This is a genomic window from Brevundimonas sp., assembly GCF_013823285.1.
Classification (GTDB): domain Bacteria; phylum Pseudomonadota; class Alphaproteobacteria; order Caulobacterales; family Caulobacteraceae; genus Brevundimonas.
This window is the reverse complement of record NZ_PNLV01000002.1, coordinates 15,408-32,926: the sequence shown is the minus strand read 5'-3', so window position 1 is coordinate 32,926 and position 17,519 is coordinate 15,408. Positions and strand designations below refer to the sequence as shown.

The following is a 17,519-nucleotide window of genomic DNA, read 5'->3' as shown; positions in this document are numbered from 1 at the left end:
TCAGCCGGTGCGTGTTCGCTTATCCCAAGACCGGGACTGGAACCCGGCCAGGAGTTCGTTTCCATGAAAGTAGAATTCGTCGCCGACGCCGGCGTCGCCGAGATCCTCGCGCTTCTCGTGCACGAGGGCCGCGTCTTCTCGGGCGAGACGGCGGGATACGACGCCGCCGCCTCGGGCGCCCTGACCCGCGCCATGAAGGCCAGCCGCTTCACGGGCGGCGCGCTCAGCCACCTGGCCGTCGCCGCGCCCACCGGCGTGGACGCTGAACAGGTGCTGCTGGTGGGAGCGGGCGACAAGGCCAAGCTGGACGACCAAGCCATCGAGAAGGCCGCCGCCCAAGCCTATAGCGCCGTGAAGATGTCAGGCGCCGAAGCCCTGACGCTGGACCTGAAGCATCTGTCCGCAGAACAGGCCGCGCGCGCAGCCTTCGGCGTCGTGCTGGGCGCCTATCGGTTCGACAAGTATCGCACAACCCTGAAGCCCGAGAAGATTCCGTCCATCCAGACGGTTCGCGTGGTCGCCGCCGATCCCAAGGCGGCCAAAGCCGCATTCCAGCCCCTGTCGGCGGTGGCCGACGGCGTCATTTTCGCCCGCGATCTGGTCAGCGAGCCGGCGAATGTCCTCTATCCCGCCGAGTTCGCGCGCCGGGTCAAGGACCTGGAGAAGCTGGGTCTCGAGGTCGAGATCCTGGGCGAAGCCGAGCTGGAAAAGATCGGCATGCGCACCCTTCTGGCCGTGGGTGAGGGCAGCGAGCGCGAAAGCCACGTGGCCATCATGAAGTGGAATGGCGGCAAGCCGGGCGACCAACCGCTGGCCTTTATCGGCAAGGGCGTCTGTTTCGACACCGGCGGCATCTCGCTCAAGCCCGCTGACGGCATGGAGGAGATGAAGTGGGACATGGGCGGCGCCGCCGCGGTGGCGGGCCTGATGCAGGCGCTGGCCGGACGCAAGGCCAAGGCCAATGTCATCGGCGTCATCGGGCTCGTTGAAAACATGCCCGATGGCAAGGCCCAGCGCCCCGGCGATGTGGTCAAGTCCCTGTCGGGACAGACGGTGGAGGTGATCAACACCGACGCCGAGGGTCGCCTCGTGCTGGGTGACTGCCTCTGGTACGTGCAGGAGACGTTCAAGCCGAAGTTCATGATCGATCTGGCCACCCTGACCGGGGCCATGATCGTGGCTTTGGGCAACGAATATGCGGGTGTCTTCGCCAACGACGACGCGGTCGCCGACGCCATCCTCGCCGCCAGCCCCAAGGTGGACGAGCCGGTGTGGCGCATGCCGCTGCCGGACCGTTACGACCGCCACGTGGACAGCCAGATCGCTGACATGCGCAATGTGGGCAACGGCCGCGCTGGCGGCTCGATCACGGCGGCCCTGTACCTGCAGCGCCACGTCAACAAGACGCCCTGGGCTCACATCGATATCGCGCCCACCGCCTGGGTGAAGGACTCCAAGAACCCGATGGTGCCGGACGGCGGAGTCGGCTTCGGCGTGCGCCTGCTGGACCGCATGGTCGCGGATTCATACGAATCCTGACGTGAGCGAGGCGGGGTCCGGCGAAATCTGGTTCTATCACCTGGAGCGCTCGACGCTCGATCAGGTGCTGCCGGAACTGCTGGACCGGACCCTGCAGAGGGGCTGGCGGGCGCTGGTCCGCGTGAGCGATCCCGGCCTGATGGAGACTCTGGACGAGCGGCTGTGGGCGTGGCGGGAAGACGCTTTCCTCGCCCACGGCCGCGCCGACCATCCTCACGCCGATCGCCAGCCCATCCTGCTGACTTCCGATGCGGCGAACGGCAACGGCGCTCAGGCCCTGTTCATCGTCGACCGCTCAGACATGGATGCATCCGAACCGTTCGAGCGGTGTTTCATCATCTTCGACGGGCGGGACGAGGAATCGCTCCAGCATGCGCGGGGGCGTTGGAAGACCTTGAAAGAGGCCGGGGCGAACCTGGCCTACTGGAAGCAGACGGAGCAGGGAAAATGGGAAAAGGCGGCCTGACATGGATGGGTGCAGTGGCGCTTGTGGCGGCGTCCTGTTCGTCCGCCCCGCCCCCTGTCGCTCCAATCCAGACGTCCGCCGCGTCAACGCCCGCGAGCGAGGTGATTGACTACGCCGCGGCGACCCAGCCTATCGGCACACGCATGCCGCAGATGGACGGCGACCTCTGCCGGGCGGCTGAGTTGCAGAACATCGTCGGGCAACCTCGCACCGCGATTCCCGTTCCTGTGGATGTGATCAACCGGCGAGTGACGTGCACCACCTGTCCGATAACCGAGGATTATTCGCCTTACCGTCTGAACATCTTCTTTGATCAGGAAACCGGGATCGTTGAAGAAGTTCGTTGCGGCTAACCCGAAAGGCCATTCCATGAAGACCGCCATTGTCGCCAGCCTGACCCTCGCGGGGGCCGCCACCCTGGGCGCCTGCACCGCCCTGCCGCCCCATGAAGGCGGCCCCGGCGTGCCGCCGCCGGTGGAGAACCAGTGCCGCGCCAGCGAGTATCGGAACCTGATCGGCCAGAACCGCAGTCAGATACCCCCGGCGCCGGCCGGGGCCACATGGCGGGTCACCTGCACCAGTTGCCCGGTGACCATGGACTATCGCCCTGATCGCCTGAATATCCTTTATGATCAGCAGTCGGGCGTGGTGAGGGAAGTGAAATGCGGCTGATGTCTTCGTCGGTTTTGGCCGGCGCGGTTGCGGTGATCGCCGCGTGCGCGCCGCAGACCGACTCCCCGCCCGAAACGCCGGGCTCCGGATTTGATGAAGGGGCAGGCATGGCTTGGCGCTGCGACGCCGAGGGCGCGCGTTCGCTCATCGGGTCGCACCACGGCGCCGTGACCTTTCCCCAGAACTCCAATGTCCGGATGGCCTGCACGACCTGCGCGGTGACGCATGACTATCAGGAAGACCGCCTCAACCTGTTCTTCGATCAGGAAACCGGCGTCATTGAACGTCAGTTGCGGCTAACGCAGACTGGTTTGACGCTCCAGGCTGTAAAGGGCTTCGTCCAGGTCCTCGGCCCGCGCGGCGACCACCGCGCGAGCGTCAGCGACGCCCCGATTGTAGAAGAGCGGCCCGAGTTCCGCAGCCAGTTCGTCCAGCAGGCTCTCGGCCTGAAGGCCGCCGATCTCGTGATCCAGCTCATCCTTCAGCCAGGTCTGCAGCCGCGCGGCCGCTGCCTTTCGTGCTTCTCGAGACAGGTCCACGGGTTTCATGCGGTCGCCTCAGCCAGCGCCTCTTCGGCCCGCAACCATTCGGCCTCGGCGGCGTCGAGGTCCGCCTGCGCTTTCGCCCGGGCGCGGGTCAGACCTTCCAGCGCCTTGGGATTGCTCACGGAGGCATTCGCCATCTCGTCGTCGAGACGGGAGATATCAGTGGTCAGCTGGCTCATCCGCTCCTCGGCCTTCTTGACCGCGTGGCGCAGGGTTGAGGGGGAGGGGCCTGATTTCTTGTCGTTCCTTTTGCCCTTGTTGTTCGAGGATGGCGCGGCGTCCGAAGTCTCGTTCTTGATCTGACTCGGCTTGACGGCGGACTGTCTGGCCCTGTCCAGAACGAATTTGGCGTAGTCGTCCATGTCGCCGTCCCACGGCTTGACCGTACCGTCGGCCGCCAGCCACAGGCGGTCGGCGACCATCTCCATCAGCGAGCGATCGTGGGTGATCAGGATGACGGCGCCGGAATAGTCGTTCAGCGCGTCGAGCAGGGCCCGGCGGCTGTCGATGTCGAGGTGGTTGGTGGGTTCGTCGAGGATCAGGATGTGCGGCGCATCCATCGCCACCTGGTTGAGCAGCAGGCGGGCGCGCTCGCCGCCCGACAGGCTGGCGACGGTGGTTTCCTGCTTCTCATAGCCCAGACCCCATTGCGCCAGCTTGGAGCGGCGGCTGCTCTCGGGCGCGTCGGGCATGGCGCGGCGGATGATCTCCAGCGGCGTGTCGGTCGGGTCCATGGCCTCGATCTGGTGCTGGTGGAACCAGCCGACGCGCATCTTGCGGTCGCGGTGCAGCTCGCCTTCGGAGACGTTCAGCGCCCCGGCGATCATCTTGGCGAAGGTCGACTTGCCCGCGCCGTTGACGCCCAGCAGGCCGATGCGGTCGTCCAGATCCATGCGCAGATTGAGATTGCGCAGGATCGGCTTGCCCGGCTCATAGCCGACATTGGCCCGCTCCAGCCGGATCAGCGGCGGCGCCAGGGGGCGCGGCGGCGACGGCAGGATGAAGGGGGCGACCCGCTCCTCGATGGTGGTGGCGACCGGCTGCATCTTGGCCAGGCGCTTCATCCGCGACTGGGCCTGGGCGGCCTTGGAGGCCTTGGCCTTGAAGCGGTCGACAAAGGCCTGGAGGTGGGCGCGCTCGGCGTCCTGCTTGGCCTTGGCCGACATCTGCAGGCGGGCCTTTTCGGCGCGGGCCTGTTCGAACTGGTCGTAGTTGCCCGTGTAGAGCGTCAGGGTGTGGTTCGCCAGGTGCAGGATGTGGGTGCAGACCTCGTTCAGCATCTCGCGGTCGTGGGAGATGATGAGGGCGGTGTGCGGGTATTTCTTCAGCCGCGCCTCCAGCCACAGCGCGCCTTCCAGATCGAGATAGTTGGTCGGTTCGTCGAGCAGCAGCATGTCCGGCTCGGCAAACAGGGCGGCGGCGAGGGCCACGCGCATGCGCCAGCCGCCGGAGAATTCCGACATCGGGCGCTGCTGGTTTTCGTGATCGAACCCGAGACCGGCGAGGATTTCCGCGGCGCGGGCGGGGGCGGCGTCCGCGTCGATCTCGATCAAGCGAGTCCAGATCTCGCCCATCTCCTCGGGCTCCGCGGTCTCGAGGCGGCCCAGCAGGGTGTGGCGCTCCTCGTCGGCCTCGAGGATGGTCTCGAGCACGCTGACAGGGGTGGCGGGGTGTTCCTGGTCGACCGAGCCGATGCGAGCGGTTTTGGGCAGGCTGATCTCGTCGCCGCCGGCGGCCAGTTCGCCGAGGATCAGCTTGAACAGGGTCGATTTGCCGATGCCGTTGCGGCCCACCAGCCCGACCTTTGCGCCGGGCGGCAGGGAGACGGAGGCGTCCTCAAGGAATTTGCGGCCCCAGGCGTTGAAGGTCAGGTCGGTGATCTGGAGCATGGCAGGCGAACAATCAGTCAGGAGGGGGGTGGAGCGGCAAACGGCGACGCCCTCAAACAGCGAGGCGCGACGCGCCGGGCGACAGGGCCAAAAAGGAAAACGCTTCCAGTTGGAAACCGGCAGCGGCGCGTCTATAAGCCCGCGACCCTCAAACCACCAAACCCAAGAAGTCACTCCCATGACCGAACGCACCTTCTCGATCATCAAGCCGGACGCCACCCGTCGCAATCTGACCGGCAAGGTCAACGCCGTGATCGAGGACGCGGGCCTGCGCATCGTCGCCCAGCGCCGCATCCAGATGACCGAAGACCAGGCCAGGAAATTCTATGAAGTCCACGCGGAACGCCCGTTCTACGGCGAACTGGTGGAGTTCATGACCTCCGCGCCGGTGGTGGTGCAGGTTCTGGAGGGCGAGAACGCCGTGGCCCGCTACCGCGAAGTCATGGGCGCCACGAACCCCAAGGACGCCGCCCCCGGCACCATCCGCGCCCTGTACGCCGAGAGCGTCGGCGAGAACTCGGTGCACGGTTCGGACAGCCAGGAGAACGCCGCGCTCGAGATCGCCCAGTTCTTCACGGACGCCGACATCGTCGGCTGATCGCCGGTTTTCGGGGAACCGCCGCGTCGGGGGATCGTTTTTCTGGCCTCTCTCACGGAGAACAGGCCATGAAGACGATCATCAAATTCATTCCCGTCGCGGGCGCCGTGGCGCTTCTGGCCGCTTGCGGCACGACGATGGAGCAGCGCGCAGCCACCGGCGCCATCGCAGGCGCTGCGGCCGGTCAGGCTATTGGCGGTGACACAACCTCTACTGTCGCCGGGGCCGTGATCGGCGGCGCGGCCGGAGCGGCGACCCGTCCCGACTGACTTTCGGATACATCTTCAGAAGGAAACGGCGTTGGTTTAGACCGACGCCGTTTTTCTTTGCCGGATGAAGGCAGCCAGGGCCTCCGGGTAAAGACGGTGTTCCGCCATGCGGACTCGCGCGGCCAGGGTCTCGGCCGTGTCTCCTGCTTCAACCGCTACACGGGCCTGACCCAGCACCGGCCCCTCGTCCACCCCCTCGGTCACCAGATGCACGGTGCAGCCCGCCTCGGCGTCCTCCGATGCGATGGCACGGGCGTGGGTGTCCAGCCCGGGATACTTCGGCAACAGGCTGGGGTGGATGTTCAGCATCCGCCCCTCCCAGGCGCGCACCAGAAAGGCGGTCAGGATGCGCATATAGCCGGCCAGCACCACCACCTCGACCCCGCGCAGGCGCAGGGCCGCGTCGATGGCCAGTTCGTGGGCGTGGCGGACCTTTCCGAACGGGCGATGGTCGATGGCCAGGGCCTCGATCCCTGCGGCCCGGGCCAGCGCCAGCCCTCGCGCATCGGGGTTGTTCGAGATGACCACTGCGATCTCGGCCGGATAGTCCGCCGCTTTCGCCGCCTCAATGATCGCGGCCATGTTGGACCCGGCGCCCGAGATCAGGATGGCGACGCGGGTCTTGCCGTCTTTCGCAGGCGGCGGTGAATGATCGTGACCATGGCCGGACATGCCGGGGTCAGGCCGCTTCCAGCTGGCCGCAGACAAAGGCGGCTTCGCCCGCGTTCAGCAGCGAGGCCAGAACGGGCTCGGCGTTTTCGGGGCTGACGATCAGAATGAACCCCACGCCGCAGTTGAAGGTGCGGCGCATCTCGTGGTCGCTGATCCCGCCGGTCTCGGCCAGCCACTGGAACACATGGGGCAGGGGCCAGGCGTCCCAATCGAACGAGGCTTTCAGCCCTTCGGCGATGCAGCGGGGCGGGTTCTCGATCAGGCCGCCGCCGGTGATGTGGGCGCCGCCCTTGATCAGCCCGGCCTTCATCAGCGGCACGATGGATTTCACATAGATGCGCGTGGGGGCCATCAGGGCCTCGGCAAGGGTGTGCCCCGGCGAGAAGGGCGCCTCGTCGCTCCACTTCAGGCCAGATTTCTCCACCACCTTGCGGACCAGCGAATAGCCGTTGGAGTGCGGGCCCGAAGAGGCCAGGCCGATGATCACGTCGCCGGTGTTCTGCAGATCGAGCCGCGGCAGCACCTGCCCCCGCTCCACGGCGCCCATGGAGAAGCCCGCCAGATCGTAGTCGCCGTCGCCGTACATGCCCGGCATCTCGGCCGTCTCGCCACCCACGAGGGCGCAGCCGGCCTGACGACAGCCCTCGGCGATGCCAGCCACCACCTGGGTTGCGGCCTCCACGTCCAGCTTGCCGGTGGCGAAATAGTCCAGGAACAGCAGGGGTTCGGCGCCCTGGGCCAGCAGGTCGTTGACGCACATGGCCACCAGATCGACGCCGACGCCGCTGTGCAGGCCGGTCTCGATGGCGATTTTCAGCTTGGTGCCCACGCCGTCGGTGGTCGTGACGATCAGGGGATCCACGAATCCGGCAGCCTTCAGATCGAACAAGGCGCCGAATCCGCCCAGAGAGGGCTCCGCGCCCGGCCGCGCGGTGGATTTCGCCAGCGGCTTGATCGCCTGGACCAGCCGCTCGCCCGCGTCGATGTCCACCCCCGCTTGCGCATAGGTCAGGCCGTTGGGGCGGGTGTCGTTCGATGCGCTCATGTCACGCGGGCCTTCGAATTCGTGTCGGATGTGGATCGTGCTCTTGCCACGACCGGCTTGCGCCGGGCTATAGCATCCTCATGACGCCGATCACCACAAATGAGGCGCTGGCCCAGTTCTGCGACCAGCTGTCCGGTTCCGAGTTCATCACCGTCGATACCGAGTTCATGCGGGAGACGACCTACTGGCCGAAACTCTGCCTGATCCAGGCGGCCACATCGGTGAATGCGAGCATCATTGATCCGATGGCGGAGGGCCTGGACCTGACGCCGTTTCTGGATCTGCTTCGCGACCCCGCGATCACCAAGGTCTTCCACGCCGCGCGGCAGGATGTGGAGATATTCAACAAGCTGGGCGCCATGCCCACCCCCCTGTTCGACACACAGGTGGCGGGCATGGCTGCGGGCTTCGGGGATCAGGTGGCCTATGATTCGCTGGTCCGGCAGATGCTCAAGAAGGACGTGGACAAGGGCAGCCGCTTCACCGACTGGGCGCGTCGTCCCCTGTCGGAGTCGCAACTGACCTATGCTCTTGGGGACGTAACCCATCTGGCGGCGTTGTATCCCCGTCTGCGCGACCGTCTGGCGCGTGAAGGACGGCTGGACTGGGTCTCCCAGGAAATGCAGGCGCTGACCGATCCTGCGCTTTACGACACCAGTCCCGAGAACGCCTGGAAGCGCCTGAAACCCAAGCGGTTTTCCGCCAAGTATCTGGCCGCGTTTCAGGCCACGGCCGCTTGGCGCGAGCGCGCGGCGCAGGAGCGGGATCAGCCCCGCGGCCGCATCCTCAAGGATGACGCCATCGACGAGATCGCCACCCAGGCCCCCACCGATGTCGACGCCTTCAGCCGTCTTCGCGCCCCGCCCAAGGGATTCGGAGGATCACGCCTGGGGCAGGATCTGATCGAGGTTTTGCGCGACGTTCTGAAAAACCCCGAGGAGCACGCGCCGGAGATCCAGAAGCCTGCCGGGCGTGAACCGGCCCCGGCTTCGGTGGTGGAACTGCTGAAGGTGCTGCTCAAGGCCAAGTCGGAACAGGCCAATGTGGCCACCAAGCTGCTGGCCAATGTCTCGGACCTGGAGAAGATCGCGCTCAGCGACGACGCCGACGTGGATGCCCTGAAGGGCTGGCGGCGTCAGCTGTTCGGCGAGGACGCGCTCAAGCTCAAGCGTGGCGAGATCGCCCTGGTCCTGAACGGGGCCAAGGTCGAGGTGGTCGAGATCGAAAACTGACGGCTTCTATTCTGCCGCCGGCTCCCACAACTCGATCGGATTGCCCTCGGGGTCGTGGATGCGGGCGAATCGACCCACCTCGGGCGCGTCCCATTCCGCCTTGGTCAGCACCTTGATCCCGGCCGCTGTCAGCGAGGCGATGAGGCCGTCCAGGTCGTCAACCCGGAAATTGATCATCCACTGGCGGTCGGCGGGGAAGTAGTCACTGTCGGCCTTGAACGGCGCGAACACCGTCGGTCCGGCCTGTTGCGGCCAGATCCAGGGATTGTCCTCGGTGGGGCCCACGCCGAGATGCTTCACATACCAGTCGGCCAGCGTCTTCGGATCTTTCGACCGAAAGAACAGCCCGCCTATGCCTGTCACCGCCATGACCTTTCCTTCCGTCAGCCGATTTCGAATGTGGCGCCCAGGGTTTCGGCCAGCGCCTTGACGCGCCGCCGGGTCTGTTCGCCCAGCAGGGCGTCGGCGTGATCGGCTGTCGCCCTCAGCCGCAGGACGCCGCCCTTCAGACTGACTACCGTGCTGGCCAGGATTTGCGGCGAGCGCACAGACATGTCGCTGCCCAGCCGCATGGCCAGACCAAGGGCCCGGGCGCGCAGCCTCTGGTCGTCATTCAGCAGGCGTTCGACGACGCGCGGGGCCGGGGTCTCGGCCGATCCGCCGTATCTGGCGTTGATGGTGCTTGCCAGGAAGGCCCGCTCGGCATGGGTCTGGCCCGGCGCGGGCGCACGCAGCACCTGATCGAACGCCAATTCTACCCGGTGGTCCGGATGAAGCCGGGCTCCCACATCGGCCAGGCGGCAGGCGGCGGCGGTCAGGACGCCGTCCCGCTCCTCGCCGAACGCGGTCGGCAGGGCGGCCATGACGCCCGTCAGCCAGCCTTCCAGCGCCCCGGGCAGGCCGGGGGACACGCCCTGACGCAGCCCGATGGCCTCGCAACTGGCCAAGAGAGGATCGGCGGACACCAGCGACGGCGCCAGGCTTTCGAACAACAGGCCCTCGCGCAGACCCCAGGCCGAAAACTCCACCCGTTTGAATCCGCCATGCTCCAGAAGCCCCTCCAGCACGAGGGCGGCGTAGGGGAGGGTCTCCACCCGCCGCTTTGAGACTCCCGGCGTGCGCGCCAGTGAGGCGGGCGACTGGTGGGCCACCAGATGGGCGGTGTCGTGAGCCTGCTGGGCCGTCATGGCGTACTGGTGCACGATCCGCAGCGGGTGATCGATCATGGACATGTGGATCTGGGCCAGGCTGCGCCAGCCGCCGCCCACCGCGTGCAGCACGGCGCCGGAATAGTCCCTGGCCATGGGTTTCAGGCGTTCTGCAATCATGGCGCGGGCGTGATCGGCGTCAAACCCGTCAGGCGTCGCCAGAGAGAACGGGCCCAATGGCAGGGTCACCCCGCCCTGGACCTTGCCGCCCCCGATCCGGCAAAGCTCCAGGCTGGCGCCGCCCAGGTCCGCGGCGATCCCTTCGGCGTCCGGCGCTCCGGCCAGCACGCCAAGGGCCGCATAGCGGGCTTCCTCCTCTCCGGTCAGGACACGCACCTGAAGGCTGGTCTCGGCGGCCACGCGCTGACGGAACTCTTCGCCGTCCTCGGCGTCTCGTACAGCCGCGGTGGCGGCCGTCAGAACGGCGGCCGGGCGCACCCCCTCGACGATGGAAGCGAAGCGGCGCAACGCCGGCAGCGCCATCCTCACCCCTTCGGGCGACAGGCGGCCGGTGGCGGCGATGTCCCGTCCCAGACCCGCCAGAACCTTCTCGTTGTAGACCGTCCAGATGGCCCGGCCCTCGAGCCGGTACAGGACCAGGCGAACCGAGTTGGAGCCCACGTCGATGACCGCCACGTCGTCGCGGCCGTCGCGTCCATCCACCTTGCCCGGCGGAGGCCTATCGATAGGGACGGTCAAACGTGATCACCTTGGGCAGCACCTTCACCTTGCGCCCCCGGCCTGACAGGCTGGGGTTCTTGATGAAATAGTCGTGTGCGGAGAAGGGGCGCTCGGGATCAGCGGGTTTGACCCGGTGATAGTTCCCGGAAGAATCCAGAACCCAGCTCTGGGCGTCGTCCTTCAGGTTGGCGACCATGATCTGGTCCAGCACCTGATCGTGCACCGTGGCGTTGGTCACGGGCGCCATGACCTCGACCCGGCGATCCAGATTGCGGGTCATCCAGTCGGCGGATGAGATGTAGACCCGGGCCTTGTCGCTGGGCAGGGCGTGGCCGTTGGCGAAGGCCACAATGCGGCTGTGCTCAAGGAAGCGGCCGATGATCGACTTGACCCGGATGTTCTCCGACAGGCCCGGCACGCCGGGGCGCAGACAGCAGATGCCCCGGATGACCATGTCGATGCTGACCCCGGCCTGACTGGCGCGGTAGAGCGTATCGATAATCTCGGGATCCACCAGGGAGTTCATCTTGACCCAGATGGCGGCGGGCTTGCCGGCCCCCGCAGACTCCATTTCCTGCTCGATCATGCGGATCAGGGACAGCTTCATCCGCAGCGGCGAAACGATCAGGCGCTCCATCTCGCCGGGCTGGGCATAGCCGGTGATGTAGTTGAACACCTTGACCGCGTCGCGCCCGATGCCGGGATCGGTCGAGAACAGCGACAGGTCGGTGTAAACCTTGGCCGTGACCGGGTGATAGTTGCCCGTGCCCGCGTGCACATAGGTCTTCAGCCCGTCGGCCTCGCGCCGCACCACCACGCTCAGCTTGGCGTGTGTCTTGTACTCCACGAAGCCGAAGACGACGTGGACGCCCGCCCGCTCCATGGCCCGCGCCCAGCGCAGGTTGGCCTCCTCGTCGAAGCGCGCCTTGATCTCCACCAGGGCTGTGACGTTCTTGCCGTTTTCGGCCGCCTCGATCAGGGCGGCGACGATGGGGCTGTCCTTGGAGGTGCGGTACAGGGTCTGTTTGATGGCGATGACGTTAGGGTCGCGGGCGGCCTGACGCAGGAACTGGACCACCACGTCGAAGCTCTCGAACGGGTGGTGGATCAGGATGTCCTTCTCGCGGATCGCCGCGAAGACATCGCCGCCCTGGTCGCGGACCCGCTCAGGGTAGCGTGGCTCGAACGGAGGGAATTTCAGCTCGGGCCGGTCGCCGGGTATGAGCTCGGACAGTTGGGCCAGGCCCAGCATGCCGTCCACCATCACCACGTCCTGGGGCTCAGCGTCCAGCTCGCGGATGATGAAGGTCTTGAGGTCCTCCGGCATGGAGGCCTCGATCTTGACCCGCACCACTGAACCCAGGCGGCGCTGTTTGAGCGCCTCCTCGAACTCCAGCACCAGATCCTCGGCCTCTTCCTCGATCTCGATGTCGGAATCCCGGATCAGGCGCAGCACGCCCTTCTCCAGAACCTCGCAGCCGGGGAAGAGGTGGTCGATGAACAGCAGCAGCAGGGCTTCCAGCGTCACGAACCGCCGCCGTCCCTTCACCGAGCGACCGTCGGTGGCCAGCTCCCAGAAGCGCCGCACCTGGGTCGGCACGGGGACCAAAGCGTAGAGGATGCGATTGTCCCGCTCGCGGCGCAGCTTCAGCGCCAGGGAGAAGCCCAGATTGGGCAGGAAAGGGAACGGATGCGCCGGGTCGATGGCCAGGGGCGTCAGGACGGCGAACAGCTGATTGAGGAACTCCGGCTCCAGCCGGTCGCGCTCGGTCTTGGTGATCTTGGCGGGATCGACCACCTCGATGCCGGCGTCCTTCAACTCCCGCCAAAGGGCCCGCCACTGGGCCTGCTGTTCGGCCATCAGGGCGCCGGCGGCGGTGTTGATGCTCTCCAGCGTCTCGGCGGGCGTGAGACCGTCGGCCGAGACCACGCGCAGCCGTTGACGCACCTGGCCTTTCAGGCCCGCCACGCGGACCATGTAGAATTCGTCCAGGTTGTTGGCCGAGATGGACAAGAACCGCACCCGCTCCAGCAGGGGGTGCGCGGGGTTGGCTGCTTCTTCCAGAACCCGTGCGTTGAACGCCAGCCACGACAGTTCGCGGTTGAAGAACCGCTCGGGCGAAGCCAGCAGCGCCTCGTCGAGCTTTAGCGGGCGAGCATGGGAGGAGGGGACCTCCTGGCCGGTGGTGCGGTCGGCGATGGGAGAGGCGTCACTCATGCCGGTGGTTGTGGCAAGTCGGTGTGACGGCCGCAAGGCGCAGCGTCAGTCCGCGGCCGCCTTCTTCTTCGCCGCCGGCTTTTTCGCCGCTGTTTTCTTCGCCGGAGCCTTCTTCGTTGCGGTCTTCTTCGGCGCCGCCTTCTTCTTTGCGGGCGCACTTCCAGCCTTGGCGGCCAGCAGGGGCAGGGCCGCCTCCATGGTCAGGTCCTCGGGCGCGGTTCCCTTGGGCAGGGTGGCGTTGATTTTGCCCGACTTCACATAGGGACCGTAGCGGCCCGCCATGACGTGCACCGGCTCACCCGTCTCGGGGTGCGCGCCCAGATCCTTCAGCGGCGCCATGGCCCCGCCGCGTCCCGCGCCCCGGCTGGCGCGCTTCTCGGCCAGCAGGGCGACGGCGCGGTTCAGGCCCACATCGAACACCTCCTCGATGTCGGACAGGTTCGCATAGGTGCCGTCGTGGGCCACGAAGGGACCGTAGCGGCCCAGACCGGCGGTGATCAGCTTGCCGTCCTCGGGGTGTATCCCGACCTCGCGCGGCAGGCGCAGCAGTCGCAGGGCCTTCTCCAGATCCACGGACGCCGGCGACCACCCCTTGGGCAGGGACGACCGTTTGGGCTTCTCGGCCTCCGGCGGGGTGGTCTCCACATAGGGACCGAAGCGGCCGATCTTCAGGTGCACCGGCTGGCTGGTCTCGGGATCAAGCCCCAGTTCGCGGTCGCCGCCATTCTCGCCGTTCTCGCCCGCGTCCGGCGAGGCGACGGGGCGGGTGTAGCGGCATTCCGGATAGTTCGAGCAACCGATGAAGGCGCCGAAACGGCTGGTCTTCAGGCTCAGGCGGCCGTCGGCGCAGGACGGGCAGGCGCGCGGGTCGGTCCCGTCGCCCTTGTCCGGGAAGATGTGCGGGCCCAAGGCGTCGTTCAGGTGATCGAGGATGGCGGTGGTGCGCAGTTCGCCCGCCGCCTGGGTGGCGGCGTGGAAGTCGTCCCAGAACCGGCGCAGCAGCAGCTTCCAGTCCAGTTCGCCCGCCGACACCTCGTCCAGCTGGGTCTCCAGCGCGGCGGTGAAGTCGTATTCCACCCAGCGGGCGAAGAACTGCTCCAGGAACGCCGTGACCAGCCGTCCCTTGTCCTCGGGATAGAACCGGTTCTTGTCCATGCGGACGTATTCGCGGTCGCGCAGGGTGGTCAGGATCGAGGCGTAGGTGGAGGGTCGCCCGATGCCCAGCTCCTCCAGCTTCTTGACCAGGGTGGCCTCGGAATAGCGCGGCGGCGGCTCGGTGAAATGCTGTTCCGTCCGGATAGCTTCCGCTGTGGCCGCAGCGCCTTCCTTCAGCGCGGGCAGGCGGCCCCCGTCATCGTCCTCGTCCTCGGCGCCCTTGACGCGCTCGTCGCGGCCTTCTTCGTAGACGGCGATGAAGCCGTCGAAGGCGACCACCTGACCGGTGGCGCGCAGGCCGGTCTGGCCGTCTGGCGTTTCGATGTCGACCGTGGTGCGGTCCAGTCGCGCCTGCTCCATCTGGCTGGCGACCATGCGCTTCCAGATCAGCTCGTAGAGCCGCTGCAGATCGCCATCCAGGCGCAGGGTCTCCGGCGCGCGGGTGATGTTGGTTGGGCGGATGGCTTCGTGCGCTTCCTGGGCGTTCTTGGCCTTGGTCTTGTAGTAGCGCGGCTCGGACGGGACGTAGGCCGGGCCGAAGCGTTCGCCGATCACTTCGCGCGCCTGGGCGATGCCTTCAGGGGTCACATAGACCCCGTCGGTCCGCATGTAGGTGATCAGGCCGCCCTGATCGTCCACGCCTTCATACAGCTTCTGGGCCGCCTGCATGGTGCGCTGGGCGGTGAAGCCCAGCTTGCGCGAGGCCTCCTGCTGGAGGGTCGAGGTGGTGAAGGGCGGCGACGGGTTCCGCTTGACCGGCTTCTTCTCGATCGAGCGGATGGTGAAGGCGCCGGCCTCGATGGCGGCGCGGGCGGCCTGGGCCGTCGCCTCGTCGGTGATGTCCAGACGCTGGACCCGCTTGCCGGCGTGCTTGACCAGACGGGCGGTGAACGGCGGGCTGTCTGCGGTCAGGTCCGCTTCGACCGACCAGTACTCCTGCGCCTTGAACCGCTCGATCTCCATCTCGCGGTCGACGACGATGCGAAGGGCGACGGACTGCACACGTCCTGCCGACCGGGCGCCCGGCAGCTTGCGCCACAGCACCGGCGACAGGGTGAAGCCCACCAGATAGTCCAGGGCGCGGCGGGCCAGATAGGCCTCCACCAGCTCCATGTCGATGTCGCGGGGCTGGGCCATGGCCTCAAGCACCGCCGATTTGGTGATGGCGTTGAAGGTGACGCGCTGGACGACCGCGTCCTTCACGGCCTTCTTCTTCTGGAGGATCTCCAGCACGTGCCAGCTGATGGCCTCGCCCTCGCGGTCGGGGTCGGTGGCCAGGATGATGCGGTCGGACGACTTGGCCGCCTCGGCGATCTCGCTCAGGCGCTTGGACGCCTTGGCGTCGACCTCCCATGACATGGCGAAGTCTTCGTCCGGCTTCACCGATCCGTCCTTGGACGGCAGGTCCCGCACGTGGCCGTAGGAGGCCAGCACACGGAAGTCCGGGCCGAGGTATTTGTTGATGGTTTTGGCCTTGGCCGGGCTTTCGACGATGACGAGGTTCATGAAGTCGCAGTCTGGAGGAGGGGAGCGCGAACGTGGTGGGGTCCGGCGCCGGTGTCAATCGCCAAGCCGGCTGACGCTTGCCCTGATTGCTCTGGTCAGGCCGTGGCGACCATGCCCCCCGGCAGTAGAACCGCGCGGCCGGCCAGACATAATTCCAGCAGCGCTGCGTTGGTTTCGCCAATGGACGCGCCGGCGGCGCGGGCCAGTTCGTCGCGCGGGGCGGGGACGGGCGAGAGCAGGGCAGCCAGGCGTTCGATCAGGTCCAGGTCCGCGTCGATCGGGCCAGGTTCCCACGCCGGGACGTCGGGCTCTCGCAGGGTGCGCAGGCCGTTGAAGGCGTTCAGGACATCGTCCACGCCCTCGCACAGGACCGCGCCCTGACGCAGCAGCTCGTTCGGACCTTTCGAACGTGGGTCCAACGGGGACCCGGGCACGGCGAACACGTCGCGCCCCTGTTCGCCCGCCAGCCGCGCGGTGATCAGCGAGCCGGAGCGCAGTTCGGCCTCGACCACGATCACGCCCCTGGCCAGCCCCGAGATGATGCGGTTGCGACGGGGAAAGTCGCGGGCTTGCGCCTTCGCGCCCATGGGGCTTTCCGAGACGACGCAGCCCTGGTCGGCCAGACTTTCGTAAAGCGCGGCGTGCTCGGGCGGATAGATGTCGTCGACGCCGCCGCCCAGAACGGCGACGGTTCCGGTCGGCAGGGCGCCTTCGTGCGCGGCGCCGTCGATGCCCCGCGCCATGCCTGACGTTACGATGAAGCCAGCCTGACCCAAGCCCGTCGCCAGCCCCCGCGCGATCCGCTGGCCGCCCGCCGAGGCGATGCGCGCGCCGACGATGGCGAGGTTGTCGCGGTTGAGCAGGGTCGTGTCGCCCCGCGTCCAAAGCAGGGGCGGGGGCGGGTCCAGCGCGGCCAGCTGCGGGGGGTAGTCGGGATCGCCCAGCAGCATCAGGCGGGCCCCCGCCGCCTCGCCCGCCGCAAGCTCGGCCTGAATGAGACCCACGTCCGGCAGAGGGTGTCCGCCGCCGCCTCGCCGCGCCAGACCCGGCAGGGCGTCCAGCGCCTCCCGCGCGGTGCGGAACTGCTGCATCAACTGGGAGAAAGCGACGGGACCGACACGGTCGGTGCGCGCCAGACGCAGGCGGGCGAAGCGTTCGGCCTCGTCCGCCGCGGGGGTCACTTGGCCTTTGACCCGATACGGGACTCCGTCCCCTTCATCAGCCGGCCGATGTTCTCATGGTGCCGGATCCAGATCAGCACGGCGGTGAACACGCTCAGAAGCAGGATCGGGGCCGGGACGGGCAGCCCCAGGACCGCGAGGGGCAGCAGGGCATAGAGCGGCGTGGCGGCCGAGGCGATCAGGGCCGCCAGCGACGAATATCTCAGGGCGAAGGCGACGATCAGCCAGGTCGCCCCCGCCATCAGGCCCAGCGGCCAGGCGGCGGCGATGATCAGGCCGAAGAAGGTGGCCACGCCCTTGCCGCCCTTGAAGCCCAGCCAGATCGGGAACAGGTGGCCCAGAAACGCCGCGCCGCCGGCGATGACCGCCGCCGCCTCATTGTCGAACAGCCAGCGCGCGATCAGCAGGGCAGCCGCGCCCTTGCCCGCGTCCAGCAGAAGCGTGGCCAGGGCCAGATCCTTGCGGCCGGTCCGCAGCACATTGGTCGCGCCGATATTGCCGGAGCCGATGTTGCGCACATCCCCTGCGCCCGCCGCCCGGGTGATCACCACCCCGAACGGAATGGAGCCCAGCAGATATCCCCCAAGGGCCGTAAGCCCCAGCGTCAGCATCGCCGGTCCGACCAGATCCTGCACTCGAATGC

Annotated in this window: 17 protein-coding genes; 7 read left to right on the top strand and 10 right to left on the bottom strand. The window is 67.3% G+C overall.

The features are described from left to right. Positions 1–63 precede the first annotated feature (63 nt). The 4 genes from C0461_RS00690 (at position 64) to C0461_RS00675 (ending at position 2,677) form a co-directional block, all read left to right on the top strand. A complete protein-coding gene (locus C0461_RS00690) occupies positions 64–1,539 on the top strand; it encodes a leucyl aminopeptidase (protein WP_292102899.1) in 1,476 nt (491 codons plus the stop codon). Position 1,540: 1 nt separating this feature from the next. Further along, a complete protein-coding gene (locus C0461_RS00685) occupies positions 1,541–2,005 on the top strand; it encodes a DNA polymerase III subunit chi (RefSeq protein ID WP_292102896.1) in 465 nt (154 codons plus the stop codon). A gap of 101 nt (positions 2,006–2,106) precedes the next feature. Then, positions 2,107–2,358 carry a hypothetical protein gene (locus C0461_RS00680; protein WP_292102894.1) on the top strand — a complete coding sequence of 84 codons (252 nt, stop codon included), beginning with the start codon at positions 2,107–2,109 and terminating at the stop codon, positions 2,356–2,358. Between the two features lie 16 nt (positions 2,359–2,374). Beyond that, the gene (locus C0461_RS00675; protein ID WP_292102891.1) at positions 2,375–2,677 is read left to right on the top strand and encodes a hemolysin; all 303 of its coding nucleotides are present in this window, start codon (positions 2,375–2,377) and stop codon (positions 2,675–2,677) included. Between the two features lie 296 nt (positions 2,678–2,973). On the opposite strand, the gene C0461_RS00670 is transcribed toward C0461_RS00675, so the two are convergent. Beyond that, on the bottom strand, positions 2,974–3,225 hold the full coding sequence (locus C0461_RS00670) for a DUF2164 family protein (protein ID WP_292102883.1): 252 nt from the start codon (positions 3,223–3,225) through the stop codon (positions 2,974–2,976). Further along, positions 3,222–5,111: an ABC-F family ATP-binding cassette domain-containing protein gene (locus tag C0461_RS00665; protein ID WP_292102880.1), complete on the bottom strand. Its 1,890-nt coding sequence runs from the start codon at positions 5,109–5,111 to the stop codon at positions 3,222–3,224. The genes C0461_RS00670 and C0461_RS00665 overlap by 4 nt, the downstream gene beginning before the upstream one ends. 178 nt (positions 5,112–5,289) lie before the next feature. Here C0461_RS00665 and ndk point away from each other — a divergent pair, with 178 nt between their 5' ends. Together ndk and C0461_RS00655 are read left to right on the top strand one after the other, a co-directional pair. Continuing rightward, positions 5,290–5,709, top strand: coding sequence for a nucleoside-diphosphate kinase (ndk, locus tag C0461_RS00660; protein ID WP_292102866.1), 420 nt, complete (start codon positions 5,290–5,292; stop codon positions 5,707–5,709). Between the two features lie 68 nt (positions 5,710–5,777). Next, positions 5,778–5,978 carry a glycine zipper 2TM domain-containing protein gene (locus tag C0461_RS00655; protein ID WP_292102856.1) on the top strand — a complete coding sequence of 67 codons (201 nt, stop codon included), beginning with the start codon at positions 5,778–5,780 and terminating at the stop codon, positions 5,976–5,978. A gap of 36 nt (positions 5,979–6,014) precedes the next feature. Here the strand turns inward: C0461_RS00655 and purN are convergent, their stop codons facing one another. After that, the gene (purN, locus tag C0461_RS00650; protein WP_292102854.1) at positions 6,015–6,650 is read right to left on the bottom strand and encodes a phosphoribosylglycinamide formyltransferase; all 636 of its coding nucleotides are present in this window, start codon (positions 6,648–6,650) and stop codon (positions 6,015–6,017) included. Between the two features lie 7 nt (positions 6,651–6,657). Continuing rightward, on the bottom strand, positions 6,658–7,695 hold the full coding sequence (gene purM / locus C0461_RS00645; RefSeq protein WP_292102847.1) for a phosphoribosylformylglycinamidine cyclo-ligase: 1,038 nt from the start codon (positions 7,693–7,695) through the stop codon (positions 6,658–6,660). 80 nt (positions 7,696–7,775) lie between these two features. Between purM and rnd the strand changes: the two genes are divergently transcribed. Next, positions 7,776–8,927 (top strand): ribonuclease D, encoded by a 1,152-nt coding sequence (gene rnd, locus C0461_RS00640; protein ID WP_292102844.1) that lies wholly within the window; start codon positions 7,776–7,778, stop codon positions 8,925–8,927. Positions 8,928–8,933: 6 nt separating this feature from the next. On the opposite strand, the gene C0461_RS00635 is transcribed toward rnd, so the two are convergent. From C0461_RS00635 to plsY, 6 genes are all read right to left on the bottom strand, one after another. Further along, positions 8,934–9,296, bottom strand: coding sequence for a VOC family protein (locus C0461_RS00635; RefSeq protein ID WP_292102838.1), 363 nt, complete (start codon positions 9,294–9,296; stop codon positions 8,934–8,936). A 14-nt stretch (positions 9,297–9,310) separates the two neighbouring features. Then, a complete protein-coding gene (locus C0461_RS00630; RefSeq protein ID WP_292103109.1) occupies positions 9,311–10,798 on the bottom strand; it encodes a Ppx/GppA phosphatase family protein in 1,488 nt (495 codons plus the stop codon). 16 nt (positions 10,799–10,814) lie between these two features. Next, entirely contained in the window at positions 10,815–13,034 is a 2,220-nt protein-coding gene (locus C0461_RS00625; RefSeq protein ID WP_292102836.1) for an RNA degradosome polyphosphate kinase, read from the bottom strand. Positions 13,035–13,079: 45 nt separating this feature from the next. Then, positions 13,080–15,695, bottom strand: coding sequence for a type I DNA topoisomerase (gene topA / locus C0461_RS00620; protein WP_292102829.1), 2,616 nt, complete (start codon positions 15,693–15,695; stop codon positions 13,080–13,082). 95 nt (positions 15,696–15,790) lie between these two features. After that, positions 15,791–16,876 carry a DNA-processing protein DprA gene (dprA, locus tag C0461_RS00615; RefSeq protein ID WP_292102823.1) on the bottom strand — a complete coding sequence of 362 codons (1,086 nt, stop codon included), beginning with the start codon at positions 16,874–16,876 and terminating at the stop codon, positions 15,791–15,793. After that, positions 16,873–17,511, bottom strand: coding sequence for a glycerol-3-phosphate 1-O-acyltransferase PlsY (gene plsY / locus C0461_RS00610; RefSeq protein ID WP_292102813.1), 639 nt, complete (start codon positions 17,509–17,511; stop codon positions 16,873–16,875). The genes dprA and plsY overlap by 4 nt, the downstream gene beginning before the upstream one ends. Between the last annotated feature and the right edge of the window lie 8 nt (positions 17,512–17,519).

Bases quoted from the DNA above. Each gene is read 5' to 3' on its own strand.
- C0461_RS00655 (WP_292102856.1), top strand. From the start codon at position 5,778: ATGAAGACGATCATCAAATTCATTCCCGTCGCGGGCGCCGTGGCGCTT.
- C0461_RS00625 (WP_292102836.1), bottom strand. From the start codon at position 13,034: ATGAGTGACGCCTCTCCCATCGCCGACCGCACCACCGGCCAGGAGGTC.
- purN (WP_292102854.1), bottom strand. From the start codon at position 6,650: ATGTCCGGCCATGGTCACGATCATTCACCGCCGCCTGCGAAAGACGGC.
- C0461_RS00690 (WP_292102899.1), top strand. From the start codon at position 64: ATGAAAGTAGAATTCGTCGCCGACGCCGGCGTCGCCGAGATCCTCGCG.
- ndk (WP_292102866.1), top strand. From the start codon at position 5,290: ATGACCGAACGCACCTTCTCGATCATCAAGCCGGACGCCACCCGTCGC.
- purM (WP_292102847.1), bottom strand. From the start codon at position 7,695: ATGAGCGCATCGAACGACACCCGCCCCAACGGCCTGACCTATGCGCAA.
- C0461_RS00675 (WP_292102891.1), top strand. From the start codon at position 2,375: ATGAAGACCGCCATTGTCGCCAGCCTGACCCTCGCGGGGGCCGCCACC.
- C0461_RS00665 (WP_292102880.1), bottom strand. From the start codon at position 5,111: ATGCTCCAGATCACCGACCTGACCTTCAACGCCTGGGGCCGCAAATTC.
- C0461_RS00670 (WP_292102883.1), bottom strand. From the start codon at position 3,225: ATGAAACCCGTGGACCTGTCTCGAGAAGCACGAAAGGCAGCGGCCGCG.
- topA (WP_292102829.1), bottom strand. From the start codon at position 15,695: ATGAACCTCGTCATCGTCGAAAGCCCGGCCAAGGCCAAAACCATCAAC.
- C0461_RS00635 (WP_292102838.1), bottom strand. From the start codon at position 9,296: ATGGCGGTGACAGGCATAGGCGGGCTGTTCTTTCGGTCGAAAGATCCG.
- rnd (WP_292102844.1), top strand. From the start codon at position 7,776: ATGACGCCGATCACCACAAATGAGGCGCTGGCCCAGTTCTGCGACCAG.